At 40.1% G+C, this 15,767-nt stretch carries 14 protein-coding genes and 1 other RNA gene; 7 read left to right on the top strand and 8 right to left on the bottom strand.

The genetic code is table 11. The annotated features are described in order from the left end of the window. Nucleotides 1–617: contractile injection system protein, VgrG/Pvc8 family (locus tag KHS79_RS19540; RefSeq protein ID WP_212721158.1), on the top strand; the 617-nt coding region annotated here is incomplete at its 5' end. Here the strand turns inward: KHS79_RS19540 and KHS79_RS19535 are convergent. From KHS79_RS19535 to KHS79_RS19520, 4 genes are all read right to left on the bottom strand, one after another. Further along, nucleotides 612–1,409 carry a hypothetical protein gene (locus KHS79_RS19535; RefSeq protein ID WP_212721156.1) on the bottom strand — a complete coding sequence of 266 codons (798 nt, stop codon included), beginning with the start codon at nucleotides 1,407–1,409 and terminating at the stop codon, nucleotides 612–614. The genes KHS79_RS19540 and KHS79_RS19535 overlap by 6 nt on opposite strands. Before the next feature lie 24 nt (nucleotides 1,410–1,433). Beyond that, nucleotides 1,434–2,453, bottom strand: coding sequence for a hypothetical protein (locus tag KHS79_RS19530; RefSeq protein ID WP_212721154.1), 1,020 nt, complete (start codon nucleotides 2,451–2,453; stop codon nucleotides 1,434–1,436). Nucleotides 2,454–2,468: 15 nt separating this feature from the next. Further along, nucleotides 2,469–7,103, bottom strand: a complete 4,635-nt coding sequence (locus KHS79_RS19525) for a toxin VasX (protein ID WP_212721152.1) — start codon at nucleotides 7,101–7,103, stop codon at nucleotides 2,469–2,471. Between the two features lie 154 nt (nucleotides 7,104–7,257). Next, complete coding sequence (locus KHS79_RS19520; protein ID WP_212721150.1) at nucleotides 7,258–7,524, bottom strand: hypothetical protein; 267 nt, start codon at nucleotides 7,522–7,524, stop codon at nucleotides 7,258–7,260. A gap of 223 nt (nucleotides 7,525–7,747) precedes the next feature. Between KHS79_RS19520 and KHS79_RS19515 the strand changes: the two genes are divergently transcribed. Then, on the top strand, nucleotides 7,748–8,107 hold the full coding sequence (locus tag KHS79_RS19515; RefSeq protein ID WP_212721148.1) for a helix-turn-helix domain-containing protein: 360 nt from the start codon (nucleotides 7,748–7,750) through the stop codon (nucleotides 8,105–8,107). A 312-nt stretch (nucleotides 8,108–8,419) separates the two neighbouring features. Here the strand turns inward: KHS79_RS19515 and ssrA are convergent. Both ssrA and smpB read right to left on the bottom strand, forming a co-directional pair. Then, nucleotides 8,420–8,776: a transfer-messenger RNA gene (ssrA, locus tag KHS79_RS19510) on the bottom strand. A gap of 122 nt (nucleotides 8,777–8,898) precedes the next feature. Next, entirely contained in the window at nucleotides 8,899–9,375 is a 477-nt protein-coding gene (gene smpB / locus KHS79_RS19505) for an SsrA-binding protein SmpB (protein WP_027707235.1), read from the bottom strand. Between the two features lie 129 nt (nucleotides 9,376–9,504). Here smpB and KHS79_RS19500 point away from each other — a divergent pair, with 129 nt between their 5' ends. From KHS79_RS19500 to KHS79_RS19490, 3 genes are read left to right on the top strand one after another with little or no spacing between them, the layout of a single operon-like run. Next, on the top strand, nucleotides 9,505–10,953 hold the full coding sequence (locus KHS79_RS19500; protein ID WP_027707236.1) for a sodium-dependent transporter: 1,449 nt from the start codon (nucleotides 9,505–9,507) through the stop codon (nucleotides 10,951–10,953). A 17-nt stretch (nucleotides 10,954–10,970) separates the two neighbouring features. Beyond that, the gene (locus KHS79_RS19495) at nucleotides 10,971–11,402 is read left to right on the top strand and encodes a type II toxin-antitoxin system RatA family toxin (protein ID WP_027707237.1); all 432 of its coding nucleotides are present in this window, start codon (nucleotides 10,971–10,973) and stop codon (nucleotides 11,400–11,402) included. Beyond that, nucleotides 11,395–11,730 carry an RnfH family protein gene (locus KHS79_RS19490; protein WP_027707238.1) on the top strand — a complete coding sequence of 112 codons (336 nt, stop codon included), beginning with the start codon at nucleotides 11,395–11,397 and terminating at the stop codon, nucleotides 11,728–11,730. Before KHS79_RS19495 ends, KHS79_RS19490 begins: the two co-directional genes overlap by 8 nt. Nucleotides 11,731–11,821: 91 nt before the next feature. Here KHS79_RS19490 and KHS79_RS19485 read toward each other — a convergent pair whose 3' ends face one another. Next, nucleotides 11,822–12,292 (bottom strand): outer membrane protein assembly factor BamE, encoded by a 471-nt coding sequence (locus KHS79_RS19485; protein WP_084611113.1) that lies wholly within the window; start codon nucleotides 12,290–12,292, stop codon nucleotides 11,822–11,824. Nucleotides 12,293–12,383: 91 nt separating this feature from the next. On the opposite strand from KHS79_RS19485, the gene fur reads away from it, so the two are divergent. After that, nucleotides 12,384–12,794 carry a ferric iron uptake transcriptional regulator gene (fur, locus tag KHS79_RS19480; RefSeq protein WP_212721146.1) on the top strand — a complete coding sequence of 137 codons (411 nt, stop codon included), beginning with the start codon at nucleotides 12,384–12,386 and terminating at the stop codon, nucleotides 12,792–12,794. A 232-nt stretch (nucleotides 12,795–13,026) separates the two neighbouring features. On the opposite strand, the gene recN is transcribed toward fur, so the two are convergent. Then, nucleotides 13,027–14,697 carry a DNA repair protein RecN gene (gene recN, locus KHS79_RS19475; protein ID WP_212721144.1) on the bottom strand — a complete coding sequence of 557 codons (1,671 nt, stop codon included), beginning with the start codon at nucleotides 14,695–14,697 and terminating at the stop codon, nucleotides 13,027–13,029. Between the two features lie 338 nt (nucleotides 14,698–15,035). Between recN and grpE the strand changes: the two genes are divergently transcribed. Beyond that, entirely contained in the window at nucleotides 15,036–15,674 is a 639-nt protein-coding gene (gene grpE / locus KHS79_RS19470; protein ID WP_212721143.1) for a nucleotide exchange factor GrpE, read from the top strand. The last annotated feature ends 93 nt before the right edge of the window (nucleotides 15,675–15,767 follow it).

Genomic DNA, 15,767 nt, shown 5'->3' with positions numbered 1-15,767 from the left:
ATATTGTGGGGACCATTGCCCAACGACATAACTTAAATCCAAAAGTCGCTGACAAATTTACTAACTTAATCATTCAGCATATTGATCAAACAGAAGAAAGCGACCTGCACTTTTTAAGTCGTATCGCGAATCAATATGATGCGATTGCAAAGCTTGCGGGTGAACATCTGTTATTTGTGGAGCGTAATCAGGGTAAGACAACCAGCGGCGAGAAACTGGAAGCCATTCACTTGTCGGCTAAAGATATAACGAGTTATCGAGGCAGCTTGCCTGAGCGATCAGGCTATAAACGCGTGATAGCGAAATACCACAATAGCAGTACAGGACAAACTGAGTCTGTTGTAGTAGGGCAGGGTGAGCCTGCTCGAACCTTAAGTATGCAATACCCAACGCGCGAAGCCGCTCAGGCTGCAGCTAATGCAGCGATTAAAGGAGCAGAGCGCTCCAAAGCCAGTTTGGAAATTACGTTACCAGGTGATCCAAGGTTAATAGCTGAAAGGCCTTTGATTATTGCAGGTATTCGGACTGAGTTGGATGGGAAGTGGTTGATTAAAACCGCTAAGCATCAGGTTTCGAATAGCGGATACACCAATAGTGCCAGTTTATATAGATTATGAAGAGACTTTGGGGTAAATTTTAAAATTTGTGTTAGCCGGAATAAATAATTTTAGCGCTGTAATAAGTTTTAGGAAATCTTGATTGACTGCTTGGAATGATATTTTTTTGCCTTGTTGGGTATATAATTTTATCGTTGGGGATGTATATATATTAATGTAACCTGTAAGCTTTTGCTTCGAATGCCTTAGACCTAAGTCAATAACAATTTGACTGATATTCGTCGGATGTATCTTGGTTGTTACAGGATTAAAGCGAGTATTGATTTTTATATTTCTGCTGTTGAATATAATTGTCGACTTAAATATTTTGTTAAAGAGTATATTTGTTAAAATAATAGTGCTAACAGGTATCAAAAACAATGTGACTGAATACAGGAAGGACTCTTTGCTGTCTAATTGATATGCTACATAAAATGCAAAAGGGATAGAAAGAAGAATAAAAAATAGTTTTATTGAAGCTAATAAAGTGGAGTGCTTATGAATTTTAAATATAGATTGGTAATCTTTTACTCTTCTTTGTTCAGTCATGAGTGCTGACATTGTAAGTGCATATAAAACGCTACAACTATCTATTAAAACATCAGGTGCTTCTTTAAAAGATAGTAATAGAGAGCCACCTTTATCTAGCTTCGCAGCTTTAATCTCAGACCAATCAATACATTGAGGGTTTTCTAAAGCTGGAGAGTTTATTTTAATATGACTTTTGAAAAAGTAGTAAGTAAAATCACCTGCTTTCAGTGAGCTTCCTTCTATCTTCGGTAGACGGTAAATTTTATTTTTAATATTTCTCATTGGGTAATTGTTTCTCTAAAGCTGCTAATTAAACCAAACATGGTATTTGTCAGGGTTACCGTTCTTTTTAACGTATTTTTCTACATAGTGCATAACTGCTTGTGGTCCAATAAGGTCATTTTTAGATCTGTGGTATTTAATGCATTTACTGGGGTCTGGAACATAACTATGTACTAATTTATCCAAAGCATCTCTAATAGGAAACCACTCCTTAGAGATACTCACATTCTTCCAATATTCGGGATCTCTACTTTTCTTTTCATCATAGGCTTTAGTTATAGGGTCTAAATGGCGATATGGTTCTAGCTCAGGAATATCAGGTAAAGGTTTACTAATATCCATAAAGTCTTGTAAGAACTCCCACATTACAAAGGAACCGCAATAGCGTGTTGCTCCCCAAAGCTTGAATAAGTCCCCATGATAGTCATCATCAGTAGAGGCGTGATTTCTTTGATAATCTTCACTAGTTAATAGGTTCTTATTAAAATATAGTCTCATATCAAGGAGATCTACTCCCACAACAGTAAATCCAGGATCAACTTTTATAAAACTGGCTTTGAAAGCTTTTTTTCTATTATTTATTAAAGTAACTTCACCGGTCTTGCGATTGAAAATGTGATAGTGCCTCAATTTTTTTGGATAAAAAAGGTCTAGTACCTTAAGTAATAAATATGCTAATAGCAAGGAGGCAGGAATCCAAAGAAAGTTATATTGGGGAGCTTTTAAATACACTAAAAGAGATGCTATACCCATAACTACTATCATGAACTTTAATATTGACTGTAATAAAAGAACTACACCCCTAAGACTTTTGATTCCTTTTGGATACTGGTGATCATAGTCAACTTTAAACAATTCATGGTCAATTTCGTATTTACTTGATTTTAACCCAAGCCTATACTTTAGTATTCTCAATCGCCCAACAATATAGTTATAAGCTCCACTCTGAACTCCCCAAGGCAGTGTTTCGTTTATTGTAATTGTATCATCAAACCTCTCAAGAGTTGAAGAATTGTAAGGGCCAGAATTGATCATGTCGCTCATTAAAAGTCCTTTATTCTATAAATAATGCTTGAAAGGTTGACTTTGCTCTGGAGAAAGAGTTTTCTTCGCCCAGGCGGTAGAATATCCACCATTTAACAGTTCTCCAGTAAAGTCTCTTCGCTGGGGTGAAGGTATCAGGTATCTATCACTAATATTAATTCTACACTTTGTTTCCCATTGCTCTTTCAAAGATAAATCATTTATTGCTTTTCTAGGATAAATAAGCGTAACTACAGTTAACCCTTGAGATGTTTTTTTCTCGGTTACTTGAATTGACTTTACTACGTTGTCATTAATCCAGATTTTTTTGTGAGCATAAGGGTTAGAATGATCATCAACTCCAGATTTCTGTTTGGTGATTACCTCTAAACACATGCTGTTTTTGTCGTAATAAGGAAGCGTTATTTCAACTTTTACTTTTTCATCATTGACTTGAGATAACTCTAGCTGTGGTGAGAATAAGGCTGAAACAATTTGCTCATAAGCAATTCGGCTTGCACGAGGCTGATCAGGGTGACTGCGATGCATATAAAAAAAGTCACTACTAGGTGATAGAGAAAATGGACCGTTTTTGGCCCAGGACTCTAATGGAGTGTCTGTGCATACGACAACAATAATTGTACCTATAGCTAGTCCATTTAGAGTGAATAATAGACTTTCGGAAATAACGATACCTGAAGCTTCAAGTGCCATCGCTGAGAATTGTAATGTAAAGCCTCCAACTAATGTACCGTGACCTATGCTTGCATCAAAATCTTTTTGGTTTAGTGATCTAAACATATCAACTGTAGAAGCAGCCATACTTAAAAAGCTAACAGGTAATCCCCAGCCTGCCATCATTGTACCTGAAACTCTCGCACCTCTTGGTTTGAAGCGGTTATGTATACTGTACGCTGTATATGTAAGATCTGCTAATGCACTACTAAAGTCTAAAAATCTTAAGATAACATTCTCTTTTGTACCTTCAATGATACTTTCCCAGTAAACTTTTAGGTTAATGACTTCAACAGTCATTAATGCCATAGGCAAATAATAAGTTAGATTTAATATGTTTGCTCGCCATTTAGCTCCATTAGGTACATTTGGCTCACCTGCTAGAGCAATAGTCGTATCACTGTAAAGACTAGGTAATACATCTCTTTTGAGTTCAATATAAAGTACATCACCTTGCTTATGTGCTTTTTTTAACTCTCTATATAAAATTTTAGGATTTTGCCTTAATGACGCGATAGGCTTATAACCAATTTCATCTAGTACCCCAACTGGTGAGTTGCTAGCAATTGACTCTTGTTTTGTGTTCATGATGACCTGGCGTTTACCCGTTTGCATTTGAGTAAAGTCGCTTGAGCTTATTTCATCAAAAACTTCTTTTATTTCAACATTGACAATATGCCGATCAATAGGTTTTGATGAGTTATGAAACTGGTAAATTTTTGTAGGGCCATATAAAATTTTAAGATGCTTACTAGGTAATAATAGTTTTATTTTGTCGCCGGTAATTTTTTGGTTTATCCCTTTAACAAAAGTTTCTTGTAATGATATGCACGTTGTTGAAATAAAAAAATCAATCATTGCTACAAGGCGTCGAACAGATGCCTGTTCGGCCATTGCTTCACCTAGTTCTTTATCTTTAAAAATTTCAGATTGATTACCCTCATAATCATCAATATCGTCTGTTTTTTTGGCTTGGTCTGCTGCTTCTTTACCCTGTTTAAACGTATCATGTGAAGCACTTTTTTCGCTTTTTTCTGCCTCTTCGAGAATTTGAAAAATGCAGTTACGAAATGTGTTGATACGAAAATATCCATTACCCTCATTCGTATCGTCGGGTGTTTCACTGTTAGTATTACTTGAAAGTTGTTGTTCAGTCGGTTGATAGCATTTTGCAAACTCGCTACCTTCTGCTAAAAAGCTTTTTTGTAGTTTGTCATGTGGTGGTGAGATTTTTAGTTCCTGATCCATCAAGGTGTCAAGATTACAAGCTTTATCCAGTGTTGCTGGGTTAATGGCCAGTTCGCTCATTAATTCAGTGGTAACTAAAAATGCCAATACGTAATCAGTGCCATCCAGAGCAAAATAGTCTTTAAAAGCAGACACGGGTGTTATAGGGAGATTGTTTTTACCTTGTAGCCAATCTGCTTGTATTTGTTGGTACTTTCGAATTTCATCTCGGATTTTTTGGCGAGTACTAACTAGTAAGTAATCATCCAGCGCTTTTTTATCGATATGGTCACTTAATCTGCCCAGCTTATGGCGTAACACCTTGGGTTCATAAGTGGTGACGGACTTATAAGTAATTTTCTGAGCTTCGCCATTAAAAAATAAGTGATAGGCCAAGATGGCAGAATCGAAAAATAAACGACGGGAGACATATTCCATAATGACTTTAAGTAAATGCACACCTAATCGGGTTTTGGCTAAATTATGGCGTGCAATAAAAAGCGGATCATGTAAATAAACCGCTGCAATTTTGCGTGGCTGATAAGGTTTAACTAAATTTTTAAGCTGCTGTTTAGTCGCGCGCAGGTGGCGTTGATACTTACCCTTTTCGGCGATTAATAACAAAGCATCATCAATTTGTGCAGATAGTTTTCGTTCTTGTTTGGCTGTAAGTGTTTTTTTGGATGAAACATTATCTTTTTGCAGGTCTTCTTCAATGGTCTGTAATTCGCGAATGCTATCGGTCAATAACTCCTCATCAACGCGCTCACTTATAAAGACTACATTTTCAATGGGAGCAATATGACCTTCTTTGACCTCAAAGCCTCTTCGTTGACTGTAGATAGCCAGTTCATCCAAGGTTTGTAAGCGCTGCTGTCGCATGGTTTCGTTGCTTTCTAACTGTTGAATGTACGGCCAGCTCCATTGGACTTCGGAGTAGGTTATAGCAAGCGTTTGTCTTTCACCTTTTATCTTGTAGGGTAGCCAGATTTCCTGAAGGGGAACACCCACGGCTTTACGGCGAGGATATGCGTTATCAGCCTTTTGAGACTGAGTACCACTATAGGTTTCCCTGTAGGTGGTGAAGTCTACATCCTGGTAAGTGGTATTATTATTAACCTTGAGTTCTCGCCACAACGTATTGTTTACAAAAATATAAAGCCAACCCTTACGAACACTGTTCGCTTCTTGTTTGTCAATTTTGGTGGAACTGTAAGCTAAGGGTTTTATGGGGATAAAGACGTTTGACCACTCCGTCTGGGAAGCAGCCAAGTTCACAGGTTTTTGCTGACTCTCTTTGATCGGGAGCAACAAGGGCTTTTCATCCATTTCAGATTGAATAGATAACCCTAGTGTATATGTTTTTGTCTTTTCGGTAGGGGCTAGGTAGTAATTGGTACGATGTTTTTCTTCCTGAGTGATGAAGGAAGATAACGGCGTTTGCTCGTCAAACAAAACAGGACGTTGGCCCTCTGGGTGTTGTAAACCTGCAACCTCCACAGGGACTTTATGCGCATTAATGGAAAGGTAGGCTGCGGCAATGAGTAAGGGCCGGTCAGTTTTAAGTAAGCTGGCTTGTCTTTCAGATTGTTGTTGCGCTTGCTTTGAGGTGTGCTGTTGATTAAGGAGTGCAGGCTTTATTGGGCCAATTACCCCTTCGTTTAGCTCAAAGTTTTGCTGCTGTTGGTAAACCTGCCAGGTATCAATCGTGGTTGTTTCTTGTTGTCGTTGCTGGGTATTGCTTTCAAAGGATTCAATTTGTTTCCAGCTTAGTTGTGCTAACGAAAAGTAGAGCTGGACTCCAGTTTCTCCTGTCTGCAGTTCATTATTAATTTTATAGGGTAACCATACAGCAGTACGCGCTAGGCCTTTTGCAGGTCTTTGGTCTTGACCTCGTAAGGTGCTTAATCTGACATCCCGGTAGCTTACCCCTTTATCCACCTCTAGCTCACGCCATAACTTACCTTGCCAAAAAACATAGAGCCAACCATTAGGCAATAGACCCGATGTCTGTCGCTGTCTGGCTTCTGTCAAAAAGGCCAAGGGTTTAATTGGGACAATGACGTTATCCCACAATGCTTTTTCTGTTGTTTTATGAACTGGGGTAACTTGTTCACTTAACAGCAATTTATAGACAGGCTCACCTTTCATGGTGATGACCATATAAAGTTGGTGAGCTGTCTCATCGGAAAGACGGTCAAATACCACTAGACTGCGGTGCTTTGGAGTATCAGACCAGGTTTTGGCATTTTGCTCTGTTTCACGACCACCTTCACTGATCGCCAGGCTATGACTGTGTGATCCAGCTAAATCGATGCCAGCAATTTCGATAACGATTTTATAGTTTTCTTTGGCTTCAGGCTCTTTGGTGGGAGGCTGAGGAGGAAGCACCACATCTTTAATTTCATAGCGTTGACGAACAAGTGGGGCTGGGGGGATGTCATGTTTCCATGTGACTTTAAGCTTGCCTTCAAGTATGAGTCGGGTGAATTCTTCAGTGAGCGCTTCGTCAGTATCACAATGACTCAATAGAGGTAGCTTGCGAAGACTTTCTTTGGCATACCATGACTTGCTAAATACGTCTTGTAAATATGCTTTACACTCTTGTTCGTTAAATAAGTATTTGTAGTTGAATGCGTTGCGTTTAGGAAAGCCTGTTTGAATAACTTCGTGTGGAATACCATCAACATAAAATTGTGCGAACAGCATTGCTTTCCCTTACCCATATCATAATCATGGCTATTTTAGAGTGATGGGTAGGTTGATTCTTTAAGGCGGGTCGCAAAGGTACTCACTGTTACAAAATACATCAGAAATTTATTAACAGGGTGAGTACTTCACTTTTCTCACCATCTTCATTGATTTATGCATTTGTGTGGGCGGTTAAACACTGGATAGCTGCAGCGGAATATTGCTGAATATAAAAAATCATGTTTTTTAAGTTGTTTAATTCTTCCTGGGGAATCACAACCATTTTTTTCTGATCAAAAACAGCACTAAAGATCAAAGTGGAAGAGGGTGAAAAATGGGTTGGATAAATATCTAAAGGGTTTGATAAATCAATTACATCATGTGCGCTGAAATTTTCGTGTGGTTGATACCGCTCCCAAGGCTTTGCTTTGCACACCATAATCACTTCCTTACGATTCAATGTTTCGTACCTGCGTCCTAGTCATAAAAGTGAAAATACGTGTAATTATTTGCGATGTAAATCCCAGTTTTTTGTGCAATAAATAAACATTTGGCATTTTTCTAAATAGCATTGGTGTTCAGGATTACTTTTTTGTCATTTCTCTAAAAACGCGCGTGATATTCATAGAAAATATTCATGCGGCGTTCATAATTAAAGGACTATGAACAGAAGTATCAGAAGTAAACAGGAACGAAAAGCGATTGGACTTCGCCTACGACAAGTTATCATTGACCATTCCCTGTCAGTAGAAGAAATCAGCCAACAGACAGGTTTAACCACCGCGCAAATTTATGACCGTATGAAGCTTGGCAATTTGCGTCTGAATGAAGCCACTGAGTTATGTCGCGTACTGGAAATTGATTTGCAATGGTTAGCAACCGGCTATGAACCAATTCCCTATATAGAGGGCGTAACTCATAAGTTAACGGAATTAAGCAGGACAAAACCCGAGTTCGTGAATCATCTTTTGCTGGCCATCGATCGACTTTGGCATGAGGAAAGGGTAGGGAAGCGACTTTAGGTTTTGGATATATCTTTCCCAGTTTATATAAAAATAAGTAATAGAAAATCGTGTGTGAAAAGCGTGTGATTTTGGGTGAAATGGGTACCTAAGGTTGCTGAAGCCTGGGAGTTCAAAATGGTCCCGAACTCATAACTGACTGATTTTGCTCGCATCCCGTGGGGAATCGTGGGGAAAATTTGGGGACTTTCTGGGGAAAATGTTTCTAGAAACAGGGGTTTTTGGGCATATTTTGCGATTACGCCTGTCTTGGAGGTATTGAGCTAAGTGGTTGAAAAGTAAGGAAATTAACTGCTTTAGGAAGGGTGAAAGTGGTGGAGGCGGCGGGATTTGAACCCGCGTCCGCCAGTCCTCTGCTTTCGGCTCTACATGCTTAGCTTCCGTCTACTGGGTTAACCTTAGTCGGCCCGACGGTCAGGGCGAATAAGGCGAGCCTGCGAAAAGTTTAGCCAAGTTGATGCAGACAGTCTTCTCAGCGAGCTTACTAAATATGACAGTTACCACCACCCCGTAAGCTGACTAGTGGAACTGCTAGCTGGGATTAAGCAGCTAGAGCGTAGTTTTCGTCGTTTGCGACTATTAATTTGCAGCTTTGGATTTACGAGATTGGCTGCCATCTCGACATGCACCAGAAAGGTTCGTAACCGTCGTCGAATCCAGATCGCCCCCGGTAGAAACCTCGTTTCTTCTTTAACTATGACCTAAGTATGGGGTTCAGGTCAACCTAATTCAAGTACTTGCTTTACTACTTTTGATCAATCATGTGTCGCTATATAATTAATATTATACAACTATTGACGCATTAAACGCTGCTTTTGCCTCTGCCAGTCACGTTCTTTTTGAGTGGCGCGTTTATCAAATTCTTTTTTACCACGGGCTATGGCAATTTCACATTTTACTATGTGTTTTTTCCAGTAAAGTGCCGTACAAATACAGGTTTGGCCTTTTTGCTGCACAGCTGAAAAAAGCTTTGCTAACTCTTTGCGGTGTAAGAGTAGCTTCCTATCTCGCAGTGGATCTGCGACGATATGTGTAGAAACAGTTGTGAGTGGTTGTATTTGTGAACCAACTAGCCACGCTTCGCCATCTTTTAGCAGAACATAACTGTCTACCAGTTGGGCTTTGCCTGCTCGCAGGCTTTTTACTTCCCATCCGGTTAAAACAAGGCCTGCCTCGAATTTCTCATCAATATGAAAGTCGTGGCGAGCTTTTTTGTTAAGAATAATTGTGCCGGACTGCTGGCCGGTGCCTTTCTGTTTTTTAGCCATGCGGGCTATTATAAATTTTTATAACCGTTTGTGCTATGACTATGTGCTACATGTTCTTGTGAGAAATTTACAGTTGGTTAAAATGTAACCTTTGCGCCAAATTAGAACAAGAAAAGAGGTAATAACAACATGGCAGAATCAACTGCATCAACGAGCGCTACTTGGGCCACGAGGTGGACATTTATTCTGGCCGCTACCGGGTCTGCTGTTGGGTTAGGAAACATTTGGAAATTTCCATTTATTACTGGGGAGTATGGGGGAGGAGCTTTTGTATTAGTTTATTTGTTATGTGTTGCGTTTATTGGGTTACCCATTTTGATGTCTGAGGCTCTCATTGGACGACATGCGCGGTGTAATCCAATTAGTGCGATGAGTAATTTAGCTGCTGAATCGGGTAAAACGCGAGCTTGGGGTTTAGTCGGTTGGATGGGGGTGTTAGCAGGCTTTTTTATCTTATCATTTTATAGTGTAGTTGCAGGTTGGGCTTTGGACTATACCCTGGAAATTGGACGAGGTACTTTTAACGAGGTCGCCTCGGGATCAACAGGGAAAATGTTTGAAGATCTAATTGGTGATCCCAAACGTCTTATGATTTGGCACACACTATTTATGATCATTACTGCATTTATTATTGCCCGAGGTATACATAAGGGCTTGGAAAGCAGTGTGCGTGTAATGATGCCAACATTGTTTTTACTCCTGGTTGTTATGGTAATTTATGCCTTTGTTGAAACAGATAAGTTTGGTGCTGGCCTAAAGTTTTTATTTGCTTTTGATATTGAAAAAACCTTTTTTACCTATGAAAAGCTTGTTGATGGTGCTGTCACAACTTGTCAGTGGGCAGAAGCGGGTTGTGAAAAAGTATTTACTTCTAAGCCACTGCTTGCGGCTATGGGGCATGCTTTCTTTACCTTAAGTCTTGGTATGGGGGCAATCATGGCATATGGTGCTTATATGCCAAAGCAAGCAAATATAGCCAGTACAGCAATAACCATTGTATTTTTTGACACCGTTGTTGCTTTGTTAGCGGGTATGGCTATTTTCCCGATCGTTTTTGCCAATGGTATGGAAGCTTCTTCTGGTCCTGGCTTACTGTTTATTTCTTTACCGCAAGCCTTTGGTAACATGCCTTTTGGCCAAGTCTTTGGTTGCTTATTTTTCTTCCTGGTATCAATTGCGGCATTAAGCTCAGCGATTTCTCTCATTGAGCCTGCAGTTGCCTATTTGACGCAGCGTTTTTCTGTCGGTAGGGTAACAGCTACGATTGGATTTAGCTTTTTTGTGTGGTTTTTAGGTATTGGCTCTGTTCTGTCATTTAATGAATGGGCTGAAGTGAAACCATTCTTTGGCAAAACAGTATTTGATTTTCTGGACTATTTGACAGCAAATATCATGCTACCTCTTGGAGGAATGTTAATAGCCATTTATGCAGGGTGGGCGCTAAAACGCTCTTTGGTGCTGAATGAGTTAGCGCTGAAAAACCTGCTTTATTTCAACTTATGGCGTGCTACTTCAAGAGTTATTGCGCCTGTAGCAGTGTTTGTTGTATTCATTGTGACGCTTATTCAGTCTTTGTAAGGGTAAAGCATCAACTAATGGCAGTGATAAATCGTTCAGCTCTGGTCATGTATTCGGCCAGAGCGATGTTTGACCTCATTAATGACATTGAGTCTTATCCTCACTTTTTGCCTTGGTGTGTTGGCGCCAAGGTTCACTCAAGGCGTTCTGATCTGGTGGAAGCAAGTCTTGATGTGGCAAAAGGTGGTATCCGCCACTCATTTACGACGCGGAATCTTTTATCGGCGGGTGAGTCCATTGAGATGGAGCTGGTACAGGGGCCATTTTCTAAGCTTAAGGGTAAGTGGCACTTTAAAACACTTGCTGATAACGCTTGTAAGGTTGAACTGGATTTAACGTTTACCTTATCTGGCAAGGTGCTAGAAAAGACCTTAGGTGCTCTATTAGTGTCTGCAACGAGTTCAATGGTGGATGCTTTTTGTCAACGTGCTAAGGAAGTTTATGGCTGATTTCGCTGAAGAACATATTAAGGTTGAAGTAGCCTACGCACTTGCTAATAAACAAAAAGTTGTAGTGCTCAATGTACCAAAGGGTGCATCTGTTTATGATGCTGCGGTTGCCTCAAAGCTTGATGAGGAGTTTGAAGGTATTGACTGGAATACGGCCAAGATGGGAGTTTTTGGTAAGTTAGTACCTAAGCCTAAGGATCGAGTGTTAGAGGAAGGGGAACGAGTAGAAATCTATCGGCCATTAATTGCAGATCCCAAAGAAGTGCGCAAACGTCGCGCAGAAAAGGCGAAACTTGCTAAAAAACAAAGTTCAGAGTCGCCCGAATAATCAAAAAATAGTAATCCCCTACGGTGTTTCAAACTCAACCTTGAGTAACCTTTGCTTGGGTTACTCAAGGTTTGCTTGAGCGCACTTCATCTTAAAAGTCTTCTGTTGGAGCGTCTTCTTCTAGTAAATCGCTATCATTTGATACATCTGTGCTTGCTTCTTCGGGTATAGGCATTCCCGCTTCTTCCATGATAGCTTTGGGGTCTGGGCGAAAATCTCCTGAAAAGTGACTTAGAATGTCGTCTTTGAAGAAAATACTGAGTGTTTCCTGGGAGCGAGCTTCTCCTCCTGGTTGAAAGCTGTAAACGTAGTCCCAACGCTCTTGGTTAAAGCTATCAATCAAGAGAGGGGAGCCTAAAATGAAGCGTACCTGTTGTTTGGTCATTCCTGGGCGTAGTTGATTCACCATGTCTTGGGTGATGATATTGCCTTGCTGAATATCAATCTTATACACACCAGGAAAGCTAACCGTACGATGGTCGCTATCTGAGAAAAATGAACAGCCACTAATGCACATTAAAAGTGACGCGAGAAAAGTGAATTTTGTTAAGGTGTTTTGCATCTTATAAAGACTTCCACTATCTTGGGTCAAAGTGAGATAATACCTTACTTCTTGGCGTCTGCTAAGGGTTCGATTTATAAAGGATAGTGTTGTGGAAAATCAAGAGTTAAGAAAAGCGGGTCTGAAAGTAACTTTGCCCAGAATTAAAATTCTGCAAATCCTAGAAAATGCAGAGCATCGCCATATGAGTGCTGAAGATGTTTATAAGGCGTTAATGGATGCTGATGAAGATGTTGGTTTGGCAACAGTTTACCGTGTATTAACTCAGTTTGAAAATGCAGGCTTGGTGGTTCGGCATAATTTTGATGGAGGCCACTCTGTATTTGAACTTGCCCAAGGCAATCATCATGACCATATGGTATGCGTAGAAACAGGCCACATTGTTGAGTTTTGTGATGAAGAAATTGAAAAGTTACAAAAACAAATAGCCGAAAAACACGGCTTTGACTTGGTTGATCATAGTCTTGTCCTTTATGTGAAGCCGAAAGCACAAAAAAAATAAATTTTTGTGACTTGGGTTGCTATTAATCTGGTGGCTAAACGATGACTGGTTTTAACTTGATAGCTAGGGACAAGCTTAGGAAAAGTTTTTGATGCGCTTTGAGTTTGACTGCCGTTTTAAAACGGCAGTAGCATTACTTTTTTTTAGGCAATTTTTTCAAAAGATAAAAATTGTGAATTATTTTTTACAGTGATCAGATCTCGCTTAATACAGACCAGTTTTATAAAAGTTTTTATTCAACGGCAGTAATCATTTCTTTAGCATGTGCCAGTGTATGTTCGGTGATATTTAGTCCACCAAGCAGGCGCGCAATTTCAGCGACTTTTTCTTCAGGATTTAAGGTTGTGATGTTTGTTTGAGTGCTATCTGCTTTGACCTGTTTATGAGCAAAAAAGTGTTGATGACCTTGTGAAGCAACTTGAGGCAGGTGTGTTACACATAATACCTGTCCTTTACTGCCTATCTTTCTGAGTAGTTGACCTACAGTTTCTGCAACACCACCACTTATTCCAACATCAACTTCATCAAACACTAGAGTTGGTGTCGTTGAAAGTTGTGCCGCGATAACTTGAATTGCCAGACTTATTCGAGATAGTTCACCGCCTGAAGCAACCTTTTGCAGTGGTTTGGCGGGTTGCCCTGGGTTAGTGCTGACTAAAAACTCAATATCTTCCATGCCAAATGGTTCTGGTGTTTGAGTTGGTAAATGGGTTAACTGTACTTGAAAGTAACCATTTGGCATGCCAATTTGTTGTATTTGTTCAGAAACGGTTTGGCTCAGTGTTTTCGCTGACTTCTCTCTATGTTTGGAAAGCTTCTTGGCTTTTGATACATAGTCTTTTTCTAACTGAGCTATTTCATGGGTAAGTGCTTCTAAAGAGTCATCAGAAGATTCAAGCGCTTGTAGACTTTTTTCCAAAGCCTGTTGTTTCATATAGAGCTCTTCTGGGGAAACCCTGTGTTTACGAGCTAAGTCATAAATAGCACTTAAGCGCTGCTCAATTTCTTGGAGTCGCTCAGGGTCTGCATCAAAATGATCGGTAAAGCGATTAAGCTCTGCTACTGCTTCTTCGACTTGAATTTGTGCACTTGCCAACAGTTGCAGTGCATCGTTAATGAAAGGGTTATCAGGTTGGATTTTATTTAAAGCATGCTGGGTAATATTTAAGTGATGAAGAATACTACTGTTATCGCTATCACTACACAATGTTAATGCTTGCTGGCAGTAATGCATTGATGACTCTGCATTTGCTAGCACTTTTTGTTCTTGTTCAAGTGTTTCAACTTCCCCTTCATTCAGGTCCAATAGTTGAAGCTCATGCACCTGATAACTTAATAGCTGAACTTTATCGGCCACTTCATCATGTTGCTGGCTAAGTATATTTAATTTTGTATTACACTGCTTCCAACGCTGGTAAATCTGATTGACGTTTTCATTTAATGCAGAGGTTTCTGCAAAAGCATCAAGTAGTTTGCGGTGGGTGTCCTTTTTAAGTAGAGATTGATGTTCATGCTGGCTGTGAATATCAATCAGCATATCCCCCAGGATGCGTAATTGCTGAAGCGTTGAAGGAGTACCGTTAATATAACCGCGTGAACGGCCTTCACGGGTGACCACTCGGCGAAAGATACATTCATTACCAATAAGCAAGTCATGATCGGCTAGCCATTTTTGGGCATCTGCTAAATGCTGAATATCAAAAGTGGCAATGACTTCGGCTTTATCAGCACCAGCGCGAACCATGTCGACTTCTGCTCGATCACCTAAAGCAAGTCCAAGTGCATCCAACATAATGGATTTACCAGCACCTGTTTCACCTGTAATTACTGTCATACCAGAGGGAATGTCCAGCTCTAGTGTGTCAACAATGGCAAAATTGCTGATAGATAAGTGAATCAGCATGTATCCACTCCAGCCCTTAACATTGATGGGGAAAAGTTAATAAAATAGCTGTTTGTTTATACAGTAAACTAGCAGCATTCAGGTGCCAGGTCTAGCCTATAGCCTCAGAATAAGTGCATCTAACATTACAGTTGTAGTGTTTAGGTGACAATTGCTACTTGTTCAGCCATTGAATTATACATGCTGTTAATTTGTACAGTAGTCTTTTTATACATTAATTATTAATGAATACCTGAAAGTCAAGCCTTGAATCACAGCGGATTACCCCCATATTGCTGGAAAAATAGCCATTTATACGGTTGCCCTGAACAGCTATAGCAATTAACGGAGAGACTGGGATGACTGATAAAAAGTCGACACCTGAGGTTGAAGAAGTCGTAGCGAATGATCAACAGCCTGAAGTTGAAGATGCTAGTGTAGAAGCATCTGAAGTTGAAGTGGATCAGCTAGAAATCGAAGATGCTGCTGCTGATAAGCATGACATTGAGTCTCTACAAACAGAAGTAAATTCGCTGCAGAATGCCCTGGTGGAGGCTCAGGAACAAGCACTACGAGCGCAAGCTGAAGCTCAGAACATTAAGCGCCGTTCTCAGCAGGATGTGGAAAAAGCGCATAAATTTGCACTGGAAGGTTTTAGTAAATCACTGTTGCCAATTATTGATAGCCTGGAACGTGGCTTAGAAACCGCTAATCGCGATGAGCCTGGGCAAAAGGCAATGTGTGAGGGTATTGAGTTAACGTTAAAGATGTTCATTGATGTGCTGCAAAAACACAATGTTGAGCAACTTGATCCCGTTGGAGAGCCTTTTGATCCTCAATACCATGAGGCAATGTCCATGCAAGAAAGCCCTGATGCTGAGCCAGGTACTGTACTTGCTGCACTGCAAAAGGGGTATACACTTAATGGTCGGTTGATTCGCCCAGCGATGGTGATTGTGGCTAAACCCAGTGAAACAAAAATCGATGAGAAGGCTTGAAATCGCTGGAACAGGACGCATATAGCAAAGCAAATAGAGTAATCACTGGCAATCTCCTTTATGTGCGGACAGCGGTTATCTCAAGGTTTTCAA

The organism is Zooshikella ganghwensis, from assembly GCF_018263875.1.
GTDB lineage: Bacteria > Pseudomonadota > Gammaproteobacteria > Pseudomonadales > Zooshikellaceae > Zooshikella > Zooshikella ganghwensis.
This window is presented reverse-complemented; position numbering and strand designations above follow the sequence as displayed.

Coding starts and splice junctions, on each gene's coding strand:
- KHS79_RS19535 (WP_212721156.1), bottom strand. CDS start 1,409: ATGAGAAATATTAAAAATAAAATTTACCGTCTACCGAAGATAGAAGGA.
- KHS79_RS19530 (WP_212721154.1), bottom strand. CDS start 2,453: ATGAGCGACATGATCAATTCTGGCCCTTACAATTCTTCAACTCTTGAG.
- KHS79_RS19525 (WP_212721152.1), bottom strand. CDS start 7,103: ATGCTGTTCGCACAATTTTATGTTGATGGTATTCCACACGAAGTTATT.
- KHS79_RS19520 (WP_212721150.1), bottom strand. CDS start 7,524: ATGGTGTGCAAAGCAAAGCCTTGGGAGCGGTATCAACCACACGAAAAT.
- KHS79_RS19515 (WP_212721148.1), top strand. CDS start 7,748: ATGAACAGAAGTATCAGAAGTAAACAGGAACGAAAAGCGATTGGACTT.
- smpB (WP_027707235.1), bottom strand. CDS start 9,375: ATGGCTAAAAAACAGAAAGGCACCGGCCAGCAGTCCGGCACAATTATT.
- KHS79_RS19500 (WP_027707236.1), top strand. CDS start 9,505: ATGGCAGAATCAACTGCATCAACGAGCGCTACTTGGGCCACGAGGTGG.
- KHS79_RS19495 (WP_027707237.1), top strand. CDS start 10,971: ATGGCAGTGATAAATCGTTCAGCTCTGGTCATGTATTCGGCCAGAGCG.
- KHS79_RS19490 (WP_027707238.1), top strand. CDS start 11,395: ATGGCTGATTTCGCTGAAGAACATATTAAGGTTGAAGTAGCCTACGCA.
- KHS79_RS19485 (WP_084611113.1), bottom strand. CDS start 12,292: ATGCAAAACACCTTAACAAAATTCACTTTTCTCGCGTCACTTTTAATG.
- recN (WP_212721144.1), bottom strand. CDS start 14,697: ATGCTGATTCACTTATCTATCAGCAATTTTGCCATTGTTGACACACTA.
- grpE (WP_212721143.1), top strand. CDS start 15,036: ATGACTGATAAAAAGTCGACACCTGAGGTTGAAGAAGTCGTAGCGAAT.